General features: G+C 59.7%; 13 protein-coding genes and 1 pseudogene. 2 read left to right on the top strand and 12 right to left on the bottom strand.

What is annotated here, in order from left to right; all coding sequences use genetic code 11:
• Positions 1 to 10: 10 nt before the first annotated feature.
• Positions 11 to 12943, bottom strand: a complete 12933-nt coding sequence (locus CBW65_RS14495; RefSeq protein WP_087457443.1) for a non-ribosomal peptide synthetase — start codon at positions 12941 to 12943, stop codon at positions 11 to 13.
• Positions 12944 to 13130: 187 nt separating this feature from the next.
• Positions 13131 to 13967, bottom strand: coding sequence for a Cof-type HAD-IIB family hydrolase (locus CBW65_RS14490; RefSeq protein ID WP_157721954.1), 837 nt, complete (start codon positions 13965 to 13967; stop codon positions 13131 to 13133).
• 249 nt (positions 13968 to 14216) lie between these two features.
• Here CBW65_RS14490 and pckA point away from each other — a divergent pair, with 249 nt between their 5' ends.
• Positions 14217 to 15800: a phosphoenolpyruvate carboxykinase (ATP) gene (gene pckA / locus CBW65_RS14485; protein WP_087457441.1), complete on the top strand. Its 1584-nt coding sequence runs from the start codon at positions 14217 to 14219 to the stop codon at positions 15798 to 15800.
• A 37-nt stretch (positions 15801 to 15837) separates the two neighbouring features.
• On the opposite strand, the gene CBW65_RS14480 is transcribed toward pckA, so the two are convergent.
• The 10 genes and pseudogenes from CBW65_RS14480 to CBW65_RS25115 form a co-directional block, all read right to left on the bottom strand.
• On the bottom strand, positions 15838 to 16497 hold the full coding sequence (locus CBW65_RS14480; RefSeq protein ID WP_087457440.1) for a tetratricopeptide repeat protein: 660 nt from the start codon (positions 16495 to 16497) through the stop codon (positions 15838 to 15840).
• Between the two features lie 425 nt (positions 16498 to 16922).
• A pseudogene (locus CBW65_RS14475) lies at positions 16923 to 17141 on the bottom strand (DUF3892 domain-containing protein); the annotation flags it as partial.
• A 52-nt stretch (positions 17142 to 17193) separates the two neighbouring features.
• Positions 17194 to 17868, bottom strand: coding sequence for an HAD family hydrolase (locus tag CBW65_RS14470; protein WP_232463337.1), 675 nt, complete (start codon positions 17866 to 17868; stop codon positions 17194 to 17196).
• A 10-nt stretch (positions 17869 to 17878) separates the two neighbouring features.
• Complete coding sequence (locus tag CBW65_RS14465) at positions 17879 to 18508, bottom strand: O-methyltransferase (protein ID WP_087457437.1); 630 nt, start codon at positions 18506 to 18508, stop codon at positions 17879 to 17881.
• Between the two features lie 48 nt (positions 18509 to 18556).
• Positions 18557 to 20224 carry a hypothetical protein gene (locus tag CBW65_RS14460; protein WP_087457436.1) on the bottom strand — a complete coding sequence of 556 codons (1668 nt, stop codon included), beginning with the start codon at positions 20222 to 20224 and terminating at the stop codon, positions 18557 to 18559.
• A 34-nt stretch (positions 20225 to 20258) separates the two neighbouring features.
• Positions 20259 to 21890: a SagB/ThcOx family dehydrogenase gene (locus CBW65_RS14455; protein WP_087457435.1), complete on the bottom strand. Its 1632-nt coding sequence runs from the start codon at positions 21888 to 21890 to the stop codon at positions 20259 to 20261.
• Positions 21887 to 23068 (bottom strand): glycosyltransferase family 2 protein, encoded by a 1182-nt coding sequence (locus CBW65_RS14450; RefSeq protein WP_087457434.1) that lies wholly within the window; start codon positions 23066 to 23068, stop codon positions 21887 to 21889. The genes CBW65_RS14455 and CBW65_RS14450 overlap by 4 nt, the downstream gene beginning before the upstream one ends.
• Before the next feature lie 124 nt (positions 23069 to 23192).
• Complete coding sequence (locus CBW65_RS14445; protein ID WP_087457433.1) at positions 23193 to 24692, bottom strand: flotillin lipid rafts scaffold protein FloT; 1500 nt, start codon at positions 24690 to 24692, stop codon at positions 23193 to 23195.
• 24 nt (positions 24693 to 24716) lie between these two features.
• Complete coding sequence (locus tag CBW65_RS14440; protein ID WP_087457432.1) at positions 24717 to 25217, bottom strand: NfeD family membrane protein; 501 nt, start codon at positions 25215 to 25217, stop codon at positions 24717 to 24719.
• Positions 25218 to 25351: 134 nt separating this feature from the next.
• Positions 25352 to 25486, bottom strand: coding sequence for a hypothetical protein (locus CBW65_RS25115; protein ID WP_269767936.1), 135 nt, complete (start codon positions 25484 to 25486; stop codon positions 25352 to 25354).
• Positions 25487 to 25616: 130 nt separating this feature from the next.
• Between CBW65_RS25115 and CBW65_RS14435 the strand changes: the two genes are divergently transcribed.
• Positions 25617 to 25841: a hypothetical protein gene (locus CBW65_RS14435; protein WP_087457431.1), complete on the top strand. Its 225-nt coding sequence runs from the start codon at positions 25617 to 25619 to the stop codon at positions 25839 to 25841.
• Positions 25842 to 25855: the final 14 nt, after the last annotated feature.

Below are 25855 nucleotides of genomic sequence, written 5' to 3'. Positions count from 1 at the left end.
AAAACCACCCTCAAGAGAGGGTGGTTTTTTCTTTTTGCGGTTCCACGCAGTAGCGCTTCTTTTCAAACGGATAGGTCGGCAGCGGCACGCGGAGACGTTTTTCATCCGCATAGTGTGCGCTCCAATCCAGTTCTTCCGGTACCACCAGACGCACGTTGTGACCGCGAAGCTGGTCGACCGCATCTTGCAAGTCGCGGCAGAGCAAGACGCGGCGGTGTGGATATTCGGCGCGGCCCGTCTGCAAGGTGTAGGCAACATCGGCGAGCTGCAACTGCGGGTGCTGCTCCAGATGATCGGCGAGGTTGTGCGCCATTTTCTTCAACGCGCTCGGCGTCTTGGCGGACAACACCACCACATGCTCGGTGCGCTTGGAAGGTTCAGTTTTCCGCTCCGGCGCTTCTTCGAGGATGAGATGCGCGTTAGTGCCGCCCAGCGCAAACGAGTTCACCCCGGCGCGGCGCGGGACTCCTTCCTCTGTCAGCCACGGCTTGCTTTCGGTGTTGATGTAAAACGGGCTGTTCGCAAAATCGATCTGCGGATTGGGCGTCTGAAAGCCCAGCAGCGGCGGCAGCATTTTGTGCTGCATGGCGAGCACGGTATGGATCACGTTGGCGACGCCTGCAGTGACACCGGTATGCCCGATGTTCGGCTTGATCGAGTTCAAAGCGCACCAGCCCGACTTTTCCGCCCCTGCGCCGTATACTTGGGCCAAAGCGTCCGCTTCGATCGCGTCGCCGAGCGGGGTGCCCATGCCGTGAGCGGCGATGTAGCCCACCGTCTGCGGGTCGATGCCCGATCGGTCGACCGCCTCGCGGATGACGCGCTCGATGCCTTCTGCGCCCAGCGCGGTGAATCCAACTTTCGCGGCACCGTCGTTGTTTAAGGCGGAGGCGCGGATCACCGCGTGAATCGGGTCGCCGTCCCGAAGCGCATCGTCGAGGCGCTTGAGCAGCACCACCCCGGTGCCAGATCCGGCAAACGCCCCTTCCGTGTCGGCGTCAAACGGCCGGCAATTGTCGCCTGTGAACGAGTACGGGCCGCCTTCAAATGCGAGATAGCCCTGCTTTTGCGGCATTTTGACGTTGGTGCCCCCGGCCAGCGCCATGTCGCTTTCCCCGGCGAGCAGGCTTTGGCAGGCGAGGTGGATCGAGACGGCCGATCCTGTGCAGGCTGTCTGCACCACAAAGCTTGGGCCTTTCAGGTTCAGGCGGTAAGAGACTTTGGCAGCCAGGAAGTTGGTGTCATTCCCGGTCGAGAAGTGGATCAGGTTCTCGGTGTCCTGCAGCACGGACGGATCTTGGAGCAGGAGCTGCCCGTACGTGTTTTCACCCGCCGCTGCGTACAGGGCGATCTTGCCGTCAAAACGTTGCGCGATGTACCCGGCGCTTTCCAGCGCTTCCTGCGAACATTCGAGCAGCAGCCTTTGCTGCGGGTCGGTCATCAGCGCTTCCCGGTCGGACATTCCGAAAAAGGCAGCGTCAAAATACTCCGGGTCCTGCAGCAAGGCACCTGCCATCACCATGCCCGGCAACGCAATCGCCGGCTGCTCCTCCGGGAAAAACTGCACCGACTGTACGCCGTCCGCCAGGTTCTGCCAAAATTGGTCCAGATCGCCCGCATCCGGGAAGCGGCCCGACATGCCGATGATGGCGATGCCCGTGCTGTCTGTGCGCGTGTTGCATGGCTCCGCTTGTTTCCGCGCGGCGCTGGGGCGCTCGCCTTGCAGGAAAGCGGTCAGAGCGGCTACGGTGGTGTGTTTAAACAGGTTCACCAGCGGGAAGGTGCGGCCGATGCGCTCCTGAATCTTTTGATGCGCGGTGGTCAGGAGCAACGAGTGTCCGCCGAGGTCGAAGAAGTTGTCGTGCAGCCCGACATCGCGAATCCCCAGCACTTCCTGCCAGACGCTGCGGATGTCATGTTCCAGCCCATCTGCAAGCGGCCGTTCGACACGGCGGGCTTCGGTCGGCACGTCCTCCGGCTTGGGCAGGGCGCGGCGGTCGATTTTGCCGTTTGGCGTGAGCGGGAAGCATTCCAGCACCACAAACGCCGACGGTACCAGATAGGCGGGCAGCTGCTCTTTCAGAGCGCCGCGCAGGATCGGCACAAGGTCCGCCTGCTCACCGCTTGGCGTGATGTAGGCTACGATGCGCTTTTCGCCCGGCTCGTCTTCGCGGGCCAGCACGAGCGCGTCATGGACGAGGTCATGGCGGAGCAGCGTTTCTTTGATCTCGCCCAGCTCGATGCGGAATCCTCTGATTTTGACTTGAAAATCGACGCGGCCGATGAACTCGATGCTGCCGTCCGCCAAGCGGCGCACGAGGTCGCCCGTTTTGTACAGGCGGGCGTTATCGTCTGCGCTGTATGGATGCGGCACAAAACGCTCTTCCGTCAGCTCAGGACGGTTGAGATAACCCCGTGCCAAACCGTCTCCGCCGATGTACAGCTCGCCTGGCACGCCGATCGGCACCGGCTGCAGCTGTGCATCCAGCACGTAGAGCGTGGTGTTGGAGAGCGGAAGGCCAATCGGGACTGAGCCCGCTCCTTCCGGCACCGACTTGATCTCATGCCAAGCTGCAAACGTCGTGCTTTCGGTCGGGCCGTATCCGTTGAGCAGGCGCAATGGCGGGCCGTGCTTCAGCACTTCTTTGACCCACTTCGGATCGAGCGCGTCCCCGCCGACGAGCAGATCCCGCATCCCCCGAAACGCATCTGGGCGCAGCGCAGCCATCCGGTTGAACAGGGCGACGGTGAGGAACATCGAGGTCACCCCGTATTCGTGGAGAGCTTCGGCAAACAAATCGGCGTCCAGCACCAGCTCTTTGGGCAGGATCACGAGGCGTCCACCGTTTAGCAAGGCGCCCCAGAATTCGAACGTCGCAGCGTCAAACGCCGAGTTGGACACCTGCGCGATCGTGTCGGCAGCGGTAAACGTCACATAGTTGCTGTTTTTCACCAGGCGGTTCACGGCGTAGTGCAGGATGCAAGTGCCTTTCGGGCGTCCCGTCGACCCGGACGTGTAGATGATGTAGGCCAGATGTTCGCTTGTGCTCCGGCACGGCGGATTCTCGCTGCTCTCCCCGGCGAACTCCTCGCGGTCCAGACAGAGCGTGACCGCCTGCGTAGCAGGCAGTTTGTCGAGCAGGCGCTCCTGCGTCAAAATGATCGCCAGCCCGGCGTCTTCCACCATCAAGGCCAGGCGTTCGTTCGGATATTCCGGGTCGAGCGGGACGTACGCGCCTCCCGCCTTTACAATGCCGAGCACGCCAACCAGCATGTCGCAGGAACGTTCAACCGAGAGGCCAACTCCCTGATCCGGTTGAACGCCAAGCGCGATCAAGCGGTGTGCCACCCGATTGGCGCGTTCGTTCAGTTCGCGGTACGTCATCGTCTCCCCCGCAAACAGCACAGCCTCGGCGTCTGGCGTCCGGCTTGCCTGCTCTTCGAACAGCTCTTGGATCGTTTTATCTTTCGGATACGGGGTCGCGGTATCGTTCCAACGCCAGAGCAGCTCGTGTTTTTCCGCTTCCGAGAGCCAGGGAAGTTCATGCAGCGGCCGTCCGGCTTCCTCGGCGATGCCCGCCAGCAGCCGGGTCCAGTGGCCGATCATCCGGCGGATCGTGGCGGCGTCAAACAGGTCGGTATTGTACTCGACCATGCCCAGCAGTTGACCCTTTTGTTCCTGCAAGGCGAATGTCAGGTCAAATTTTGCCGTATCGCCGGTGACCGACTCTGCTGTCATGTCCAGAGCGGGCAGGCTCCACACCTGCTCAGGCAGGTTTTGCAGGATCAGACAGGCTTGGAACAGCGGCGTGCGAGACAGGTCGCGCTCCGGCTTCAGCACATCGACCAACTGTTCAAACGGCACATCCTGATGCGCATACGCCCCAAGCGTCACGGCGCGCACCCGCTGCAGCAGCTCCCGGAACGTCGGCGCGCCGGACAGGTCGGTGCGCAAGGGAAGCATGTTGACGAAGAAACCGATCAACGGCTCGATCTCCGTGCGGCTGCGTCCGGCGATCGGCGAACCGACGATGATATCGTCCTGCCCGGCGTAGCGGTGCAGCAAGGTGTTGAATGCCGCCAACAGCGTCATGAACAGCGTCACGCCTTCCTGCTTGGACAGCGAGTTCAGGTCCGCCGTCAGCTCCTCGGGCAGGTGGAACGGCTCATATGCGCCGCGATAGCTGAACTCGGCCGGACGGGGACGGTCGGTCGGCAGGGTAAGCACCGGGAGTTCTCCGCTGAGCTGCTGCTGCCAGTAGCTGATCTGGCCGTCCAGCGCTTCGCCTTGCAGCCACTCCCGTTGCCAGACGGCATAGTCGGCGTATTGGACAGGCAACGCAGGCAGCGCCGCTTCACGTCCGCCCGTGTGCTGCTCATACAGCGCCGCCAGCTCTTGGAGCAAAACGCCGTTCGACCAGCCGTCCGAGATGATGTGGTGCAACAGCAACAGCAGCAGATGTTCGTCGTCCCGCATCCGCACCAGCAGCACGCGGAACAACGGGCCTTTGCTCAGTTCGAACGGGCGATGGATCTCTTCCTGCAAGATGCGCTGCGCTTCCGCTTCGCGCTCCGTTTCCGGCAGCCGGGTCAGGTCGAGCAAGGTGACACGCTGCGGCTTCGGCTCGCCGATGACCTGCACAACGCCGTCCTCTTGCCCGACAAACACCGTGCGCAGCGTTTCGTGGCGGCAGACGATCTCACCAAGCGCCGCTTCCAGCGCTTGCAACTGCAAGTCGCCGCGCAGCCGCAGCAGGGTCGGCAGGTTGTACATCGGATTGTTCGGCTGCAGACGGTGCATAAACCACAATCTCTGCTGGGTGAACGAAAGCGGCCGGCTGCCTTCACGCGAAGCTCTGGGGATCGCCTCTTGCCTGCTGTGCACAGCTCCGGCCAGATGCTCGGCCAGCTCCGCAACCGTCGGAGCTTCAAAGCAGATCCGCAGCGGCAGTTCCACATCGAGCAGCGCCCGGATTCGGGAGATGAGCTGCGTAGCCAAAAGCGAGTGCCCGCCGCAGTCGAAGAAGTTGTCGTGCACGCCAGCCCGTTCCAAGCCCAGCACTTCCGCAAACAGAGCAGCCAGTGCCGCTTCCGCCTCATTTCGCGGGTCGACATGCCCTTCTTCCGCTCGCATGAGGGCAAAATCCGGCTCGGGCAGCCGCTTGCGGTCGATCTTGCCGTTTGGCGTGTGCGGCAGTTCTTCGAGCAGCACAAACAGAGACGGCACCATGTAGTCGGGCAGGCTCTCTTTCAAAAAGGCGCGCAGGTCGCCAGCCGCCGCTTCTTTAGCCAGCGCGGCATACGCGATGAGGCGTTTACTGCCCGCACGGTCATCTCCGGCGATCACCACCGTCTCCAGCACCGCCTCGTGCCGCAGCAGCGTCTCTTCCACCTCCCCGATCTCGATGCGATACCCGCGAATTTTCACCTGGTGGTCGAGACGGCCCAGATAGTCGAGCGTGCCGTCCGCCAGCCAGCGCACCAAGTCGCCCGTCCGGTACAGACGCTCCCCCACGGCAAACGGACTCGCCGGAAAACGCTCCTCCGTCAAATCCGGTCGGTGCAGATACCCCCGCGCCAAGCCGGCCCCGCCCAGATACAGTTCACCGGCCACGCCGATTGGCACCGGACGCATCTGTCCGTCCAGTACAAAGTGTTGCGTCCCCGCGATTGCACGGCCGATCGTAACCGGCTGCTTGGCCTGTGTCAGTGACCATGTCGAGTACACCGTGTCTTCGGTCGGACCGTACAGGTTGATCACCTTTTCCACGGTGCCCAAAGCGTAGAGGCGGTCGACGATCTGCCCTTTCAACGGTTCCCCGCACAGGTTGACCACGCGCACGGAAGCCGGGATCGCGTCTTGGCGCAACAGCTCATTGATCGCTGATGGCACGGTGTTGATCAGCGTGATCTCGTTTGCGTTTGGCAGGTGTGGCAGCGCAAGCGCGTTGTCTGCGATCACCAGTTTCCCTCCGAGCGACAAAGTGACGAAAAACTCCCAAACGGACAGGTCGAAGCAGATCGACGTGGAAGCGAGCACCGCCGCCAATTCATCTGCCGCATAATATCCGTGCGACCATTCGATCAGCGCATTGACGCTCCTGTGCTCCACCGCCACGCCTTTCGGGCGGCCCGTGGAGCCGGAGGTGTAGATCACATACGCGAGGTTGGCCGATGTTGTGCAGGCGGACAGGTTTTCGGCAGGCTCCTCGAACGTATCCTCCATCAACAACACGGCTGCCCCCTGTTCCGGCAGGGTGGCCAGCAGCTCTCTTTCGGTCAAGAGCACCGATACGCCCGCATCTTCCAACATCAGCGCGATGCGGTCGGCCGGATACTCCGGGTCGAGCGGCACATACGCCCCGCCCGCTTTTAGAATGCCAAGCATTGCAGCCGGAAGTTCCGCCGTGCGCGTCATGCACACGCCGACCAGCGTCTCAGCGCCCACACCGAGCTTGCACAGTCGATGCGCCACTTGATTGGCGCGCGCATTCAGTTCACCGTAGGTGTACGCTGCCGTTTGGCAGACCACCGCCGTCTGGTCCGGATGCTGTGCGGCTTGCTGTTCAAAGCGTTCGTGCACGCACAACTGCGCAGCCGGAACGGTTGTTGTTTGATTCCACGCCACCAGCAGGCTGTGCTCTTCCGCTGCCGTGAGCAGAGGCAGGTCGGCCAGCTTTTGCCCCGGATCGGCGGTGATGGCCTGCAGCATCGTCACCAGGTGGCCGCTCATCCGCTTGATCGTCGCGGCGTCGAACAGATCTGTGCTGTACTGCCAGCCCCCGGCCAGACCTCCCTCTGTGTCGGTCAGGTGCAAGGTCAGATCAAACATCGTCGTGCCGCTGTCCGTCTCGCCCATTTCCGCTTCGAGATGCGGCAAGTGCCACTGCGTATGCATCGGCTCCCGCTCCAGCAGGAACATCGTCTGAATCAGCGGGTTGTGACTAAGGCTGCGCGGCACGTTCAGCTCTTCGATCAGCTTTTCAAACGGCATCTCCTCTTGCGCATACGCTTCGATCACGCCTTCGCGCACCTGTGCGAGCAGCTCGCGGAACGTCATCTCCTGAGCGCAGACCGCCCGACTGACCAGTGTGTTCACAAAAAATCCGATCAGCCCTTCCGTCTCCGCCCGGTTGCGCCCTGCCGCCGGAAACCCGACCAGCAGATCCTCCTGCCGCGTCATGCGGTACAAGAACGCCTGATACGCCGCCAGCAGCGCGGCAAACAAGGTCACATCCTCCCCTTGGCACAGTGCTTTCAGCCGCTCCGACAACGATTTGGGCAACTCCAGCGGAAGATACGCCCCGGCATGGCTTTGCACCGCCGGGCGCGGACGGTCGGCAGGCAGTTCAAGCAGGGTCGGCGCTCCATCCAATTTTTGTTTCCAATAAGAAGTGAGCCCCTCCATCTTCTCTCCTTGCAGATGCTGGAGCTGCCACTGCGCATAATCGGCATACTGCACCGGCAGTTCGGCAAGCTGCGGCTCCTCACCGAGCTCCCGCGCGCGGTAAATCTCCGTCAGTTCGCGCAGGAAAATGCCCATCGACCAGCCGTCGGAAATGATGTGGTGCATCGTGAGCAGCAGCACGTGTTCCTGCTCCGCCACCCGCAGTACCGTTGCCCGCAACAAGGGCCCGGCCGTCAAGTCAAACGGCTTTTGCGCCTCGTCGCGCATCGACTGCCCGACCGCCGCTTCCGGCACCTCCTGCACGACGAGCGACACATCGGCCACAGTTGCGATCACCTGCACCGGCATCCCGTCCTGCTCGGCAAACGAGGTGCGCAGCGCTTCCTGCCGCAGGGCGAGCTCCCGCAAACTGTGTTCCATCACCAGCAGATCGAGCGGTCCGCGCAGCCGGAGCGCAAACGCGATGTTGTATGAAGCCGATTCCGGCTCCAGTTGCTGCAAAAACCACAGCCGCTGCTGGGCAAACGACAACGGCGCCACACCATCCGGCCGTTCCCGCCGCACGATGCCCGTCTCCGGCTCATGCTGACTGCGCCCGCGCACAACAGCGGCCAGCTCTTCCACCGTCGGTCCGGCAAACAGGTCGCGCACCGACACCTCCGCCCCCACCGCTTTTTGCAGTCTCGACACCACTTGTGTCGCGGTCAGCGAATGCCCGCCCAGCGCAAAGAAATCATCGCAGACACCCACTTGCCCGATCCCGAGGACCGCTTGCCAGATCTCCGCCGTCAGCCGCTCCAGAGCATCGCGCGGCGCGACATACTCCTCCGCCGCAGCTGCAACATCAGGCGCCGGGAGCGCCTTTTTGTCCACCTTGCCATTCGCCGTCAACGGCAGCTTGTCGAGCATGACAAAGTCGGACGGCACCAGATAGCCCGGCAAGCCCGCTTTCAAAAACTCGCGAAGTTCGCTTGCAGTCAGCGCCACCTCCGGCTCAGGCACCACATACGCCGCCAGCCGTTTGTCGCCCGGCTTCGGTTCCCGTACGACCACGACAGCTTCGCGCACCGCCGGGTGCTGCAGCAGCGCCGCCGCGATCTCCCCCGTTTCGATGCGGAATCCGCGAATTTTCACTTGATCGTCGATGCGGCCAAGGTAATCGAGCTGTCCGTCCGGCCGCACGCGCACGAGATCGCCCGTCTTGTACAGCCGCGCCGCAGGATCGTCCGCGAACGGATGCGGGATAAATTTCTCGCGAGTCAACTCCGCCCGGTTCAGATACCCCCGCGCCAGCCCCGTCCCGCCGATATGCAGTTCCCCCGGTACCCCGGCAGGCACCGGCTGCAGATGGCGGTCCAGCACATACAGCTGCACATGCTCCAACGCCCGCCCGATCGCCGGCTTTTCGCTTCCGTCCACCGCTTCGGCCAGCGTGGAGGCGACCGTCGCTTCCGTCGGCCCGTAGGCGTTCAGAAAACGGCGTCCTTGCGCCCACTTGGCTGCCAGCTCCGCTGTGCAGGCTTCCCCGCCGGAGATCACCGTCGTCAGCTCAGGCAAACCGTCCGCGTCTGTCACCGCCAGCGCGGAAGGAGGAAGCATCGCCGTGTTCACTCCTGCTTCGCGCAGCAGTTCTTGCAAATTCTGCCCAGGCAGCAGCGATTCGCTGTCGGCCAGCACCAAGGTCGCCCCGCCGCTCAGCGTCGTAAAAATCTCATACACCGACGCGTCAAAATTAAACGTGGCAAACTGCAGCACCCGTTTGCCCGGACGAATACCGAAGCGGTCGTTCACCGCTGTGACCAGATGGCACAGCCCGCGATGCTCCAGCAAAACGCCTTTTGGCTTCCCGGTCGAGCCGGACGTGTAAATCACATAGGCCAGATGCCCCGCCGTCACGTTTGACTGCACCGGACCGGCAGCCTGCAAAGCGATCTCCTGCCCGTCGCGGTCCACACACACCGTACGGGCAACATGCTGCGGTAACCGGTCCAGCAGATGTGCCTGCGTGACCAGCACCGGCACCTGCGCGTCTTCCAGCATAAAGGCCAGCCGATCGCCCGGATACTGCGGGTCGAGCGGCAGATAGGCACCGCCCGCTTTCAAGATGCCAAGCATCCCGATCACCATCTCCGGCGACCGCTCCATCGAGAGGCCGACGAGCACATCCGGCCCCACGCCCAGCGCTTGCAAATGGCGGGCCAGCTGATTCGCCCGCGCTTCCATTTCGCGATACGTCACCTCGCGCCCCGCACAGCGCAGCGCGATCGCCTCGGGAGTTTTCGCCGCCTGCTCCGCGATCAGCTGATGGATGCAGCGATCCGGCCCGTCAAGCGGCGTACGGTGCGCTTCCGCCTGCAGCATCCGGCGCTCCTCCCCGGTCAACAGCGGCAACAGCGCCACCTGCTCATCCGGCTGCTCCGCGACGGCCTCCAGCAATGTCAAAAAGTGCCCGGTCAGCCGCCCGACCGTCTCGGCAGCAAACAGATCGGTGCTGTATTCCCACTCCCCGCGCAGCCCGTCCTCCGTGACGATCAGGCGCAGCGCGAGGTCAAATTTGCTGGTTTGGTTGTCGACTTGCACGTACTCCGCCTGCACTCCATCCGCCTGCCATGACTGCACCGGCGCGGTGCTTTCCAGCGTAAACATCGTCTGAATCAGCGGGTGATGGCTCAGACTGCGTTCCGCCTGCAGCTCGTCGACCAGCTTTTCAAACGGCAGTTCCTCGTGCGCATACGCCGCCTGTGCCCGTTCGCGCACCTGCCGCAGAAGTTCGCGGAAGCTCGGCTCTCCGGAAAAATCGGCCCGGCAGACCAGCGTGTTCACAAAGAAGCCGATCAGCCCTTCCAGCTCCGCCCGCGTGCGTCCCGCGCTCGGCGACCCGACCAGCAGGTCGTCCTGCCGCGTATACCGGTGCAGCAGGGTCTGATAAGCAGCCAGCAGGGTCATAAACAGCGTTGCGTCTTCCTGCTGTCCAACGCGCTTCAGCCCTTGCGCCAGACCGGCCGGCACCGTGAAAAAATGGGCCGCGCCGCGCCCGCTTTGCACGGCGGGGCGAGGGTAATCCGGATGCAGTTCCAGCACGGTCGGGGCGCCTGCCGTCTGCTGCTTCCAAAACGCCAGCAGCCGTTGCAACTCCTCCCCCTGCAGTTGCTCGCGCTGCCACTCCGCCGCGTCGATGACCTGCACGGGCAGCTTTGCCAGCGGGCGTCCGTCATACAAAGCTGACAGTTCGCCAAGCAGCACGCCCATCGACCAGCCGTCCGAAACGATATGGTGCAGATTGAGCAGCAAAAGCCACGATGCTTCTGCCAGCCGCACCAATTCGCAGCGCAACAGCGGCCCTTTTTCCAAATCAAAAGGCCTGGCAGCCGCGTCCGCCGCCAACTGCAGGGCATACGTTTCACAGTCCGCTCTGCCCCGCAGGTCATGCACCTGCACAGTTGCTTTCATCTCCGGCAGCACAACCTGCATCGGCAACCCGTCTTCCGCTACAAACACGGTGCGCAGCGACTCATGCCGCTCCACGACCCCGTGCAGCGCCCCGATCAGACGATCCACGTCCAGACTGCCGGTCAGCCGCACCGCATACGGTGTGTTGTACGCCGCGCTGCTCCCTTCCATCTGCTGCAAAAACCACAATCGCTGCTGGGCAAACGACAGCGGCGCTTTTAGCAAGCCGCGGGGGGCGATCTTGTCCGGCGCCTTTACACCGTCTTGCATCCGGCGTCTGATCGCCAACGCCAGCCCCTCCGCCGTCTGTCCTTCCAGCAGGTCGCGCACGCTCACGTCGGCCCCCAGCAGCTCCCGCACTCGCGAGATCACCTGGGTCGCCAACAGCGAGTGCCCGCCCAGCTCCAAAAAGCGGTCCTGCACGCCAACTTCCGCCACGCCCAACACGTCTGCCATCACGGCAACAACCTTCGCTTCCACCTCATCGCGCGGCGCTGCATATTCGCTGGACAGCTCTTCCCTCGACCAGGTCGGCACCGGCAGCGCCTGGCGGTCGAGTTTGCCGTTTGGCGTCAGAGGCAGCCGGTCGAGCACCACCACCGCGCCCGGCACCATGAAGGCAGGCAGGCGTGTGCTCAAGAAGCCGCGCAGCTCGCGTCCCGAAATCGTTTCGCCCGGCAACGGCAAAACATACGCCGCCAAGCGCGGGTCGCCCGGCAAGTCTTCGCGCACCATCGCCACCGCTTCGCCAACCTGCGGATGTTCCGCCAGTCGCTGCTCGATCTCGCCCAATTCGATGCGCAACCCGCGCAGTTTCACCTGCTGGTCGATCCGTCGCAAATAGTCTACCGTCCCCTCAGGCAGCCAGCGCACGAGGTCCCCCGTCTTATACATCCGCGCCCCCGGTTCAGCCGAAAACGGGTCGGGCAAAAAACGCTCAACGGTCAGCTCCGGACGATTCAAATACCCGCGTGCCAGCCCGATCCCGCCGATGTGCAGTTCCCCCGGCTCGCCGATCGGCACCGGTTGCTGCTGCTCATCGAGCACATAATACCGCACGTTGTGAAACGGCCGGCCGATCGCCGGTTTCCGCGACCCGTCGCATTGCTCTGCCGAAGTGGCGATCGTCGCTTCGGTCGGTCCGTAAAAATTGAAAAATCTCCGCCCTTTTGACAACCGCGCCGCAAGTTCTGCCGAGCATGCTTCCCCGCCGTTGCAAAGCGTGGTCAAATCGGGCAGATCTGCCTCAGGCAGCTGAGCCAGCGCAGAAGCGGGCATCAACAGATTGGTGATGCGCAGTTCCCGCAGCAGGTCGACGAGCGGCTGCCCGGGCAGCAGGTCCTCCCGATCGGCCATGCAGAGCAGCGCGCCTGTGGTCAGCGCTGTGAACAGTTCCAGCACCGACGCGTCAAAACTAAACGAGGCGGCCTGCAGCACCCGTTTGCCCGGCCCCAGCTCCAGCCGCGTTTTCATATCCCAGACAAAATTGACGATGCTGCGATGCTCGATCATCGTCCCTTTCGGCCGGCCGGTCGAGCCGGACGTGTAGATCACATAAGCCAGATCGGCTGCCGTTACAGCCGTTGTCACATTTTCTTCCCGTTCCGCCGTCATCTCTTCCAAAAACAGCAGGCGCGCACTTGTGCCGGCATACCGTTCTGACAGATGCGCTTGCGTCAGCAAAATCGGCGCGCCGGAATCTTCCAGCATGAACAGCAGGCGTTCCGGCGGATAGTCCGGGTCGAGCGGCAGGTAAGCGCCGCCAGCTTTCAAAACGCCAAGCACGGCAATAACCAGCTCCGGCTTGCGCTGCGCCGAGATCCCGACCAGCACATCCGGGCCGACGCCAAGTTCCACCAACCGCTCCGCCGCACCATTTGCCCGCGAGTTCAGCTCCGCATAGGTCAGCATCTGCTCTTTATACAAAACGGCAGGCGCATCGGGTGTCCGCTCCGCTTGTTGTTCAAACAGCTCATGCAAACAAAGCTCCCGGGGAAACTCCGCCGCCGTGTCGTTCCACAAAACAAGCAGTTTGTGCAGTTCCTCCGCTTCCATTTGTCCTAACATTCCGTTAATTCGATGCATTGATGTAGCCTCCCTCTCTTTATTTTAGACTCATCAGTTCAAATTACGCGATTGCAGATGTTAATTTAAATGCAAAAGTTAAACCACATCTCAAAAATATCACAACCTTTCTTTCTATTGCAAGAATATTTAGATACGTATTTTACAAATAAAAAAATCCGACTCATTACGAGCCGGATCGATCTTTTTAGGAACTTTTCGATTGTGCTTCCGCCGACAGCACGAAGCGCAAGAGGGCTTCGGCCACATCGGCATCTTCATCATCTGTCAGGCGCTCGGCATCTGCCGGCAGCACCCAATCAGCCACAGCCTGCACCTCAGGAGGCGACCAGCGCATCGCCACGCCGATCCCTGCCCATTTGATCATCCCGAGGTCGTTGCGGCTGTCTCCGAGCGCCATCACCTGTTCACGCGGCACCTCCAGCGCCTCGCAAAGCTCCGCCAAAGCGTCCTGCTTCGTCGCTTTCGGGTGCAGGATGTTCAGCTCGGAGATGCCGTCACCATAGACATGATGACGGCAGCAGTACCCGTCCCCCGCCTCGCCAAACGCTTCCAGCAGCAATTGCGACTCCCGGTTCCCTTTGACAAAAATCTGATACGGCTCATCGACGAGCCGCTCGGGCAGTTGCTCCACCGTCCGCTCGATCGTGCGGTTGGTGCCATTGACCGGGTCGTAGTCAAAATTGTTCCAGACCTCGCTCCCGACATACACGCGCAAGGCGATGTCGTGCGTTTGGGCAAACTGGGCCACTTTTCGCGCAAAATCGAGCGGCAGCAGGCGGCGGCGCAGCACAGCGCCCGTTTGCCCGTCAACAACATTGGAGCCGGACGAAACGATCATCGGCGTGGTCAGCTCCAGCGGATCATAAAACCGCTTCGCTCCCGCATACCCGCGGGCGGTGGCGATCACCACCTGCACCCCGGCGTCCCGAACGCGGCGCAGGGCCGCCAAATTGGCCGGCGGGATCTGCCCGTTTGGGGCGATCAGCGTGTCATCGAGGTCGATTGCGATCAAACGAATCATATTTGCTGCCACCTCCTTCTTGTTTTTTCCTCTCAACTTGGATACACTACAGTCGGACATAAACCTGCCAAATTTTCACGAAAAAAACGATACACGTCCCAAATCCATTGTGTTATACTGAAGGCAAATAGTATGACCTAATTAAGAAAAATCCCGTGACAAATTGTCAAATTGTGTTGCACCAATTTCCACGTTTGACTACTATTATAATAACAGTTATCCCCAAAGGAAAGGAACTGAACTTTTCCCATGACAACGAACATGATGACCGCTGAGCTCCAAGAGATCTTGAACAATACAACCGTGCATCGCAATCTTTCCGTACCTACTCTCGTGGAAACCGCAGTGAAGTATGGCGAAGGCATCACCACCTCCACCGGCGCACTCAGCGTAACCACTGGCAAATACACCGGGCGTTCCCCGAAAGACAAGTTTATCGTCCAAGACTCGCTCTCCCAAGACCAAGTGCACTGGGGTCCGGTCAACCAGCCTTTCTCTCAGGAAAAGTTCGATGCTCTTTACGCGAAAGTCCTGAATCATCTCAAGACCAAAGAAGAGCTGTTTGTTTTTGACGGCTTTGCAGGGGCTGACGAGACCTACCGCCTGCCGATCCGCATCATCAACGAATACTCCTGGCAGAACCTGTTTGTGCACCAGCTGTTCATCCGCCCGAGCGCTGAAGAGCTGGCGAAGCACGAGTCGCAATTTACCGTGATCGCCGTTCCGAGCTTCTCAGCCGATCCGGCGGTTGACGGCACCAACTCCGAGACGTTTATCCTCGTCTCCTTCGAGAAAAAAGTCGTCCTGATCGGCGGCACGCACTATGCAGGCGAGATGAAGAAGTCGATCTTCTCCGTGATGAACTTCCTCCTGCCGCAGCAAGGCGTCATGCCGATGCACTGCTCGGCGAACGTTGGCAAGTCGGGCGACGTTGCGCTGTTCTTCGGCCTCTCCGGCACCGGGAAAACCACCTTGTCCGCCGACCCGAACCGCAACCTGATCGGCGATGACGAGCACGGCTGGTCGGACAACGGCGTGTTCAACTTCGAAGGCGGCTGCTATGCGAAATGCATCCGACTGACCCAAGAGAACGAGCCGGAGATCTGGAACGCGATCAAGTTCGGATCTGTATTGGAAAACGTGGTGGTTGACCGCGAGTCCCGCCTGCCGGACTACGACAGCGATCAACTGACCGAAAACACCCGCGCGGCGTACCCGCTCGATGCGATTCCGGGCGCAGTGATCCCGAGCGTCGGCGGCCATCCGAACGTGATCGTCTTCCTGACTGCAGACGCATTCGGCGTGCTTCCTCCGATCGCGAAACTGACCAAGGAACAGGCGATGTACTACTTCCTGTCCGGCTACACTTCCAAGCTCGCCGGCACTGAGCGCGGCGTCACCGAGCCGGAAGCGACTTTCTCCACCTGCTTTGGCGCACCGTTCCTGCCGCTGGCACCGACCGTGTACGCAGAGCTGCTCGGCGAGAAGATCACCAAGCACGATGCGAAAGTCTACCTCGTCAACACCGGCTGGACCGGCGGGGGCTACGGCACCGGCTCCCGCATGAAGCTGTCCTACACCCGCGCGATGGTCACCGCAGCGATCGAAGGCAGCCTCGACAAGGCGCAGTTCGAAACCGACCCGATCTTCGGCCTCGCGCTCCCGACCGCTGTCGAAGGCGTTCCGTCCGAAGTCCTCAACCCGCGCAACACCTGGGAAAACAAAGAAGCGTACGATGTGCAGGCGAAAGACCTCGCCTCCCGCTTCATCAAGAACTTCGGCAAATTCGAGAGCGTGTCTGAAGCGATCAAATCGGCTGCTCCGAAAGCGTAAGAAATGAGAAAACCCGCTCTTAGGAGCGGGTTTTTTATTAGGTGCCATTTACTTCCCGGAATAACGAATCATAGTTTTCCTTGGTTGTAAGGGTTCCCCGGATGTGTTCATCGATCAGAGCCTCATAGTCTGTACAATCCCAGTTTTCGTACAACAGATCATCTATTGCTCGAATGTGCGGGAATGCCAGTTTCTTCATCTCCAATGCTTCTGCATGGCGATCTGTTGCATCATAGCGCCAGGACAAAACCAAGTAATGTTGTGCATGATCCGGATAGAGGACAATCGAATCACGCAACATCTTTTCTCTCTGAGCTCCATCCTCGTCATGACAGTGCCAAGACGCCATGTACACCAACATAGACTGGACATCCTTTTGCTCCGTACGAGCAGCAAAATTCATCAGTTTGTGGAACAAGATGCTGTCGATGCCGGCGAAATAGTATTCGTGAACATATGCCATGAGAAGCAAGGGATAGGGGTGCCCAGGATCTGCCTCGTGAGCATGGTCTAAGCACTCTAAACATTTCTCATAGTCACATACATGGAGATCCAGCTGCAAGCGGGCAAGACGCAGCCATAAATCAATGTTTGTTTTGTCTCTTGTTAAGGCTTCTTCGAGCAATCCTTCAACTTCGAAGACTTTGTTCTGTCCGCAAAGAGACCTGATCTCCTTGAGTAGTTCGTTGTGTTGCATTTTTTACCACCTCACACTAGGATCCCAAATATTGTAGTGTCTAGGATTGACCGACGTAAACGGCATTACATCGAAGCTCCTCAGTTCACCTTTATTAATATTGAGGCTAACTTTATATTTCTGCCCATTCATCTTAGAAATGATATACTATCTCTCACAAGTTGAGCCGAAAAAGAAAGACCCTTCCATATTTTTCAATTTTCATTTCCAAGAAGGTTAACTCGTTTGACTGTTTTGCCTGACCTCAAATAGATCAATCCCAAGTCCCCCCACGAATACTCCGCAACCGCAACGCCTGCCGAATCGGTCATGCTGATGACATTGCCGTGAGCAGAACCGAGCCTTTCCACACCGCGTTTTGGTGCGGTGGGTCACGAAAAAAACGCCCCGTTCCGTTTAGGAACCGGGCGTTTTCTCATTGCTCGCTAAAACTTCGGCAGGTTATCCAGGTTGTTGCTCTTGTCTCCATCCGGCTCGGAGCGCAGAATGTCGCGCCCGTAGCGTTGGAAGACGTCAACATGCTCCAGAGCCCCACTTTTGGCTTCGGTGATCGCTTGATCGTACTGCAGCACACGGCCGCTGTCCGTTTTGACGGCGGTGATGTCGCCGTCGCCGTTTTTTTGCACGGCTACGATTTTTTCGCCCATGGACGATCCCTCCTTCTATGAGGGTAGGGTGTCCATTAAGGGCTGCCGCTTACTCGCTGCAAAAGGCGAAGAAGCGCTCCTCGTCGGTCATATCCGCCAAGAGCAGGTCCGGCTCCGCTGCTGCCAGCACGTCATACGCATGCCCGCCGGTGCCGACAGCGACGACTTTCGCGCCAATCTTGCGGGCGGCTTCGATGTCTTTTAGGGTGTCCCCGATGACGATCACCCGCTCCGGGGCAAATTCCACCCCGTAGTGCTGCTGCGCCCGCTCTATGCCATCTTGCAGCAACTGCCAGCGCTCGACCGGCCCGTAGCAGAACCCGCCGACCGGGAAAAAGCGGTTCAGATCGAAATGCTCCAGCTTGATCCGCGCCCCGCGCTCGACATTGCCCGTGCCATACGCGTTGTAAAAACGCGCATCGCGCTCAGCCCGCTCCAACACCTGCACGACATTGGGCATCAGCTTGGAGTTGCCATCCCGCATCACATCTTCCAAACACGGGTAATACAACGTCAAAAACTCCTCCATCCGCGACGCATCCACCCCGTACCGGGCAAACACGCCGCCGATCATGTTCAGGTCAAGGCCGCCTGCCATGTCGATGCTGTCAAAAGCGCCTTCCTCTCCGGTCATCTTGGCAAACGCACGGTTCATCGCCCGTTTCCCTGCCCCTTTGTTGCGCAGCAAGGTCCCGTCGATGTCCCACAACAGCAGCGTCTTCATGCTCGGCCTCCTACTTGACGCGGGTGACCGACAGGCCATCCCCGATCGGCAGGAGCATCGAATCCACGCGGTCATCGGTTGCGATCTGCTCGTTGAAGGCACGAATCGCCAGCGTGTTTTCCGCGTTGTTTTCCGGGTCGAACACCCGCCCGCTCTGCAGCACGTTATCGCCAACGATCAGCGCGCCCGGGTTGGCCAGCTTCAGCGCCCAGTTGTAGTAGTTGAGGTAGTTCACCTTGTCCGCGTCGATGAAGAACAGGTCAAATTTGGCCCCTTCCGCCCCCAACTGCTCCAGGCTGGTCAACGCTTCGCCAAGGCGGTACTGCACTTTGTCGCCAAAGCCCGCTTTTTTCAAATTCTCATGGGCCAGTTCGGCATACTCCGCTTCCAACTCCAGCGAAGTCAGCGTGCCGTCTTCGCCCAGCCCCCGCGCGAGGCAAATGCCGCTGTAGCCGCCGAGCGCGCCGATCTCCAGCACGTTTTTCGCGCCGTTCATCTTGACGAGCATCGTTAGAAACGTGCCTACTTCCGGCGATACGGAAATCGCCGGCATGTCGCGGTCGACGATCGACTGGCGGACACCGGTCAAAATGTCATCTTCTTGCCCAAACAAACCACGCACGTACTCAATTGCTGTCATATGTACCCCACCTTGTATCTAGAGTCGGTTGCATCAACAACTACTTCCCTACTTGGCCTTTTTTTCCTTCAGTTCCGGCGGCGTGCAAACAAATGTCGTGGATGCCTGCAACTGCGTCTGCCCGTCGCAAGCCAGCTTTTTCACGGCGAGAAAACGCACTCCGTGCTCGGCGAACCTTCGCCCATGCGCAGGCGTGCCAAGCACGACAGGGATCGGCTCTTTCTGTGAGACGCGCTGCAGCACAGACAACTGCTTCTCGACCAGCGCCGTGTATTCACCCTGCCGCACAAAATACTCTTGCGATGTAAGCCACGAGTTCGTCCCCATCAGCACCAGCAAGGCTAGGCTCAGCGCTTGCAGCGTCCGGCTGTTGCTCACGACCAGCCCGTACGCGGCCGCCAGCGCCGGTATCAGCCACAGCTGCGGGGTAAATCTCGCCCACCACGCTTCCGGATTGACCAGCACCGACAAGGCGACGATCAGCAGCACGCCGCTGGCCAGCAGTGCCTGCCGCCACGGAGTGAGCAGAAAGGACAAAACAACCACCAAGATCCCCAGCAGCGCCGCGCCGCCGAACAGCGGACCCCAGCCGCCGATGCGCGGGTCGGGGCCTTTGAACGCTTTGATTTCTTTTTCCGTCCAGGAAAACGGAGTTTTCAGCACTGCCTTTTGCGTCGCCAGCACATTTTCCGAGTGGGCAAAAACGGACCAGGCCAGCTTTTTCCACGCCGGGAGCCCGACCAGATTGCCCGGCACCTGCCGATCCATGATGTCCAGCTTCCCGTCGCCCGCGACCGGGTAGAACGGGTGCCCTTTTTCCATTGTATTGTGCAGATAGGGATTCCATCCGACAAACAGGATGCCCACCACAAACGCCACAGCGATCACCGCCGTCATCCCGCCTGTGACCCGGCGCTTCCCGACCGCCCAGAGCAAGGCCAGCAGCCCGCCGCACAGCACAACCGCATAGACGACGCCGGTGAATTTGTTATTCAAGATCAGCACCAGCACCATGGCACAGACCAATGCGATCCAGCGGTCGCCGCGCACGGCGATCAGTGCGCCAAGCCCGAGCAGACACAAGAGCAGCGAGCCGAGCTGCCCGTCGATGTAGAAGGTCAGCGTCTGGTTGATCACCACCGGATTCCAAGCCAGCACGACCGCCGCCAAGAGCGCCCGCCAGACCTGTCTATCCCAGCTGAGCAGCCCGGCAAAGGCCAGCAGAAACGACGCCGCCAAGAGCAGGAAATTCCACGCTTTCCCCTGCTCCAGCACGCCGGTCACCCGATAGAGCGAAGCGGCGAGGATCTCGGAGCCTTTTGCATAATGATCATTCCAGACGTTGCCCGTGTACGGCTGATGAAAGGGATTCCACCCGTCATGCAGTTTGATCACCGCATCGGTGTGGTAGCCTTGCCCGTCATACGACACGTCAAAATAAGAGCCGCCGAGCAGCACCGACAGCCACAACAGCACTGCCGCAAATGCCAGCACGCCAGCGAAAACGACCGCTTTCTGCAGTGACCCTTCCACATAGCGGTTCACGCCTAAAGCCAGCGCCACGACAGCAAGACCGGCGCCTGCGGGCAGATTCCACGTACTGATCGCGATGCCAAACGCCCACAGCAAAGCTGTCACGAGCAGGACAGCAGCGCCAAACACGATGATTGTACCGCCGGCGAGCAAACTCAACTCTTGGAGCCGTTTGTTGATCATGCAGATTCTCCTTGAAAAAAAGTGCTACTTCCCTTTATCCCCCATAATCGGGCAGATCAGTCAGCCGCTCATCGAACACAGCGCCGCCGACGGTGAAATGATACAGATCCTGCCACGCTTTGCCTTTCAGCCCGAAGGTGCGGTGCATCGGATTGTCAAAAAAGCACCCGATCCCCGTGCCGCTCACACCGGCCGCTTCCGCTTCCAGATAGAGCAGCTGCCCGGCCAGCCCGCACTCCCAGTGCAGACGCGGGTAGAACCAGGCGCCATGCTCCTGCAGCGGCGCTTCGTACTCTGCGTACATCGCCACGGCAAAACTGCCATGTGACGCGATGTCCTGGTCGCAGGAGCCGTCGCGGGCAATTTTGCGGAAATCGCCTTCTGCCAGCAAATAAAACTCCAGACCATCCGGGCACGACTCCGGCTTGGTCCAGCGGAAGGATGGGTGCGACGCGCTTTTCAGCGCTGCCAAGTGTTTCGGATTGCGCACCAGCATGTACATGCCAGGGGTCAATCCTTCCACCCGATGCGCAAATACCGCCATGCTCATCTTCGGCTCCCACGGTAGCAGCTCAAACGCTGCCGGGGCCAGCCGTTTCATGATCCCATAAAAAACTTCCCGGGAAATACCCGTCTTCCCGTCCATCGCCACCGCGCTTCTGCGCTGGCGTACCAGCTTCCGCAGGGGGATGTTTCTTTCATTATTTTTGTAAAGAGAGCCTTGCTGGTCACTCCTGGTCTTCAAAACCAGGTGTGATGTCTCCGGCTTTTCAACTGCGTGCGACGCTTCATCGATGATCTCCCATGGGTGGTGATCTTGACTCAGCACGTTTGGCTCTCCCAGCCAATTCAAAGCTGTAAACTCCTCCACGACCGACAGATCGACTGCCTCTTCCCGCAACTGACTCCCCTGCGGAAACACGGCGAGCAGACAATCCGCATGCTCCGCTTCCGGCCCGTCTTGTCCGGCGACGCCAAACATGGTGTTCAACTGCCCGGTGCCCGGCGCTTCCACGAGCCGCACCTGCCAGCCCAGCCCGGCCGCCGCAACGGCAAATGCGCCAAGCGCATGTCCAACATCGAGATGGCAGTACCGAAACGCTCGCTCCCCGTACTTCCACGATTCGCGCCAGTAGATCGATGTCAGCCCGACCAGCACCGCTCCGTCCGGCAGCCCGCCGCTTACCCGCTCCCACAGCTCACGGGGCAGCTCGGCCCGCTTTTCCAGCTCATGCACTTTCGGCGAGTAATGCGCGACCAACGGCTGTTCGGTCACGCCTTCCACTGCGCCGCACAGCAGATACGCTTCTGTCGGATGCAAGTTCCCGCTCGACGGATTGACGCGCACCGCCCGCTTTTGCGTACCGTTCCAAGACATCTTCCAGCGCACGATCGACATGCTGTCATAAAACAGCTGCGAGATGCTCTGCAGATTCAACGGCGCCGCCGCGACCGCACCTGGCGCAAACGCCTGATCATAGCCCGGCTGTTCGGTTGGCTCGACTCTCAACAGCGGAATCTTCTCTGCCCCGTCATACGTCCGAAACGGCTCCGGCTGCGTGTCCCAGTCCAGATCAGGAAGCGCCCTCGCATAGCGGTGAAAATGATGTTTCGTCTGCTCGTGATACGCTTGAATCCCCTGTACCCGGTTCTCCTGCTCACTCACAAGATCCCTCTCCCCTGCTTCATCTTCTTCAGTTCCTTCAGCGGATAAAACGTCCCGCGCCAGTAGATCCCGCCTTGGCTGAGCGTCAGGTACGTCGAACGTACGATGATGTAGACAAACAACAGTGCGGTCAGCGGCAAAGCCACCGCCTCCTCGCCGCGATACGGGCTCAGCGTCCGCGTGTACCGCAGGTACAGATACGCCATCATCACCACCGATGCCGCATACAGCAGTCCGGCCCAGCCCAGCACCAGCCAAGCGACAAACGGCAGGAAAAACGCGAGCAGCTGTCCGAGCACACCGACGATAACCATCAGGATCGAGTAGTTCAGCCCGGCAAACGTGTTTTTCTCCAACCCGCGGATCGCCTCGCCAAGCGTCGGGTACCATTCCACCGTCAGCAGTTTCGTCCCGGTGACCAGACGCTGTCTCAGCCCGGCCTGCTTGACCATCGTGCCGAGCTGCAGATCATCGTCAGGCCGCATGCGCAGTGCGCGGTGTGTCCCGATCCCTTCATACGCCTTGCGCGAGATCAAATTAAACGCCCCGATGCCAAATCCGACCTTGTCCTGCGTATCGACATTTGGCAGCCACGGCCGCATCACCAGACACAGCGAAAACAAAAAATAATGCACAAACGCCCGCAGCCAAAAGCTGCCCGCCTCCATCGTCGGCGTCATCGTCACATGATCAGCCCGCTCCTTAAGCGCAAACGCCATCGCCGTCCCCAGCGCGTTCCGTTCAAACCGCACGTCCGCATCGGTAAACAGGATGTACTCCCCGCGCGCCAACTGATAGCCGCGATACAGCGCGTGATTTTTCCCCAGCCATCCTTGCGGCAGGTGCTCAATATGTATCACTTCAAACCGAATTTTCGATCCTGCTTCTGCCGCACGCTGCTGCACCTTGTCCACAATCTCGCCCGTCCGATCCTCCGAGCGGTCATCGACCACGATCAGTTCATAGTTCTGATACTCCAGCGCCAGCAGGCTCTCGATCGTCCGCTCGATCGCCGCTTCCTCATCCTTGCCCGCCACGATCACCGAGACCAAAGGTTGCTCTCCTGCGACCGTTCCCCCGGTCAGCTCCGGAATCATCCGCAGCCCCCGCACATTCAAAACGGTCATCACCACCCAATACGCAAACACCAGCACTGCGATCACTTGCAAGAACACCATTTCGAAACACTTCCCTTTCATTTTTACAACCGAACTGGGCGATGCTTCCAGTATAGCACGAAAGCCAAATCTACCGCCGTCTGGCGATAAATTTGGCTCCCCGTGTTCGATCCGAGTTCCGAGTTTACTTCTCTTCCTGCACGACCGACTCGATCACTTGCTGCACAGCGTTCGTTCCGCCGCGCTGCGTGAGGCCTTTGATCATCGCTTCGAGATCCAGGCCAGACACGTCTTTCAGCATTTGCGGCGCCGTCGCCATCAGTTCGGTGACGTAGTTGCTGACACGAGCAGCCCCTTCGCCTTTGCCGGTGTCGACAACGGTCAGTTTATCAATCTTGCCGATCGGCTCGGAGATCTTCCCAGCCAGCTCCGGCAGCATTTTCACGATGATGTCGAGGATCGCTGCCTGGCCGAATTTTTCAAACGCCTCAGCCAGCTTTTCTTTCGCTTCCGCTTCGGCCAAACCGCGCAGACGGATGACTTCCGCATCGGCAGTACCTTTCGCGCGCTCCGCTTCGGCGATGGCCAGACCGTCCAGACGCTTCTGCTCGGCGTTTGCTTTCGCTTCCGCCTCGATCTTATATTGCATCGCATCCGCTTCTCGCATACGCTTGGCTTTGTCCGCTTCTGCCGACTGCTCGACCGCATAGCGGTCCGCATCGGCCTTTTTCTTGACTTCCGCATCGTACTGGCGCTCGCGGCGCACGATTTCTTTCGTCTCCAGATCGATCTCGCGCTCTTTGCGCACCAGCTCGATCTTCATCTGCTCTTCCACAACCTGCTGCTTCGCACGCGCTTCTTGAATATGGTACGCCTGGTCCGCTTCCGCCTTCGCCGTGTCCTGATCCTTCTTAAAGGACGCGACTTTCAGCTCTTTTTCCTTCGCTGCTTCCGCGATTTTCGTATCGCGCACCAGTTCGGCCTTCTGCCCTTGCTCTTCGGCCAGCGCCTTTTGAATCCGCGCATCGCGGACCGCTTCCGCTTCGGCGATTTCCGCATCGCGCTTGACCGCCGCAATGCGCGGCTTCCCGAGCGCTTCCAAATAGCCATGTTTATCGCGAACGTCTTTGATCGTAAACGAAACGATCTGCAGACCCATCTTTTTCAGATCTCTTGCCGCCACACCTTGCACTTCCTGTGCAAATTTATCGCGGTTGCGGTACACTTCCTCCACCGTCATCGTGCCCAAGATCGCACGCAGATGGCCTTCCAGCACTTCCTGCGCTTCCGATTTTAACGCTTCGACCGGCTTGCCCATAAACTGCTCGGCTGCCGTTGCGACATCTTCGACCGAACCGCCGATCTTGATGATCGCGACACCGTCAGCCATGACCGGAACACCTTGCTCGGTGTACACTTCCGGTGTCGATACATCCAGCTTGTGCGACAACAGAGACAGAAACTCCGCCTGTTGGAAGATCGGCAGAATAAAGGCGCCGCCCCCGCGCACGATCTTGATCTTGCGCCCCGATTCATCGGTCAAGACGTTTTTGCTGCCCAGAAAAGAACCTGTAACAATCATCGCTTCATCCGGGCCTACCGTCTTATAACGCGCCCAGAACGCCAGCGCCAACAGCACCAATACACCGACAACAATTGCCGGAATTAAGAGAAAACTCGGCATACAATAACCCCTCCTGCTCCCTGCTTACTCCAATTCATCATAAGCGGATACATATAACACATCGTCCTTCACTTCCACAATGACCGCCTTTTTCCCTGTTGGGATGTTCTGCCGGTCAAAGCTCGCCGCAATCTGGTTGGTGTTCCCCGCCCCGACTTTGACCAGCACTTCGCCAAAGCCTTTTGCCGGAACGGCTACCGAAACTTCACACAATTTCCCTTCCAGATCCTGCAGCGAGAATCCGGTCGAGTTCTCCACTTTTTTCATCGGCTTTACATAGAAAAAATAGACCAAAAAGGACAGCACGATCCCGGCCAGCGCCGCCAAAAAGACCACCGCTCCCGCTGCCAGATCTGTGTAGGTCGTTAGCATTACGCCAACGCCGCCAAACGTCGTAACCAAGCCGCCGATCACCGTCGGATCAAAAAACTCCGGCCCGTGCAGGTGCAGCAGATCGCCAAAGATCAGCACAGCTACCGCGAACAGGATGCCGCCGATCAAACATCCATAATAGAGTTCCAGCAACCCACACCCCTCCTTCTCCCAAAACTTACTTCGCGGTTTCAGGACGAACACCTATCTATACGATACAGTTTCCAAAAAGTTTCATAAAAAAGCATCCTGCCGCTGACAATGCGGCAGGATGCAGGCAAGACTTGCTACTTGCTGCTTTTTTCAAATGCGGGTGTCAAAAACGCCTGGCCCAGTTCGAATTGCTCTTGTTTCGTCAGCTTACCACTCCGTGCTTTGCGGTCAAGCCATTCAAGACGCTTCTTCATCGAACGTTCGGTCATCGTATATAGCACCCCCTGGGAGTAGTGTGTGCAGCCGATTGCGAGACTAGGAGTGACGCATTTTGGTTCTTCGACCATCGACTAAATACAAGCCACACAATCCATACTTACGTCAGGGGGGTGTTCCGTTATGTCCATCGCACACATCATGATCAAAAATGCATCGCCGGAAGAGTATCGCCGCGTCTCCACCTCGCTCAACTCGCTGCTTGGCGTTGAGCGCGCGCTGGCCGACCCGGGGAACCACATCATCACCGTCGAGTACGAAAACCATCTGGTCAACGTCAACCAGCTGCGCAAAACCGTACAGGCATCCGGTGTCCAAGTGCTGTCCGACTGGAAAGAGCCCTTCTAAACGAAAAGACCCCG

The sequence above is a fragment of the Tumebacillus avium genome (genome assembly GCF_002162355.1).
Taxonomy (GTDB): Bacteria; Bacillota; Bacilli; order Tumebacillales; family Tumebacillaceae; genus Tumebacillus_A; species Tumebacillus_A avium.
The sequence above is the reverse complement of the archived record's forward strand: the minus strand, read 5'-3'. Positions and strand labels throughout refer to the sequence as shown.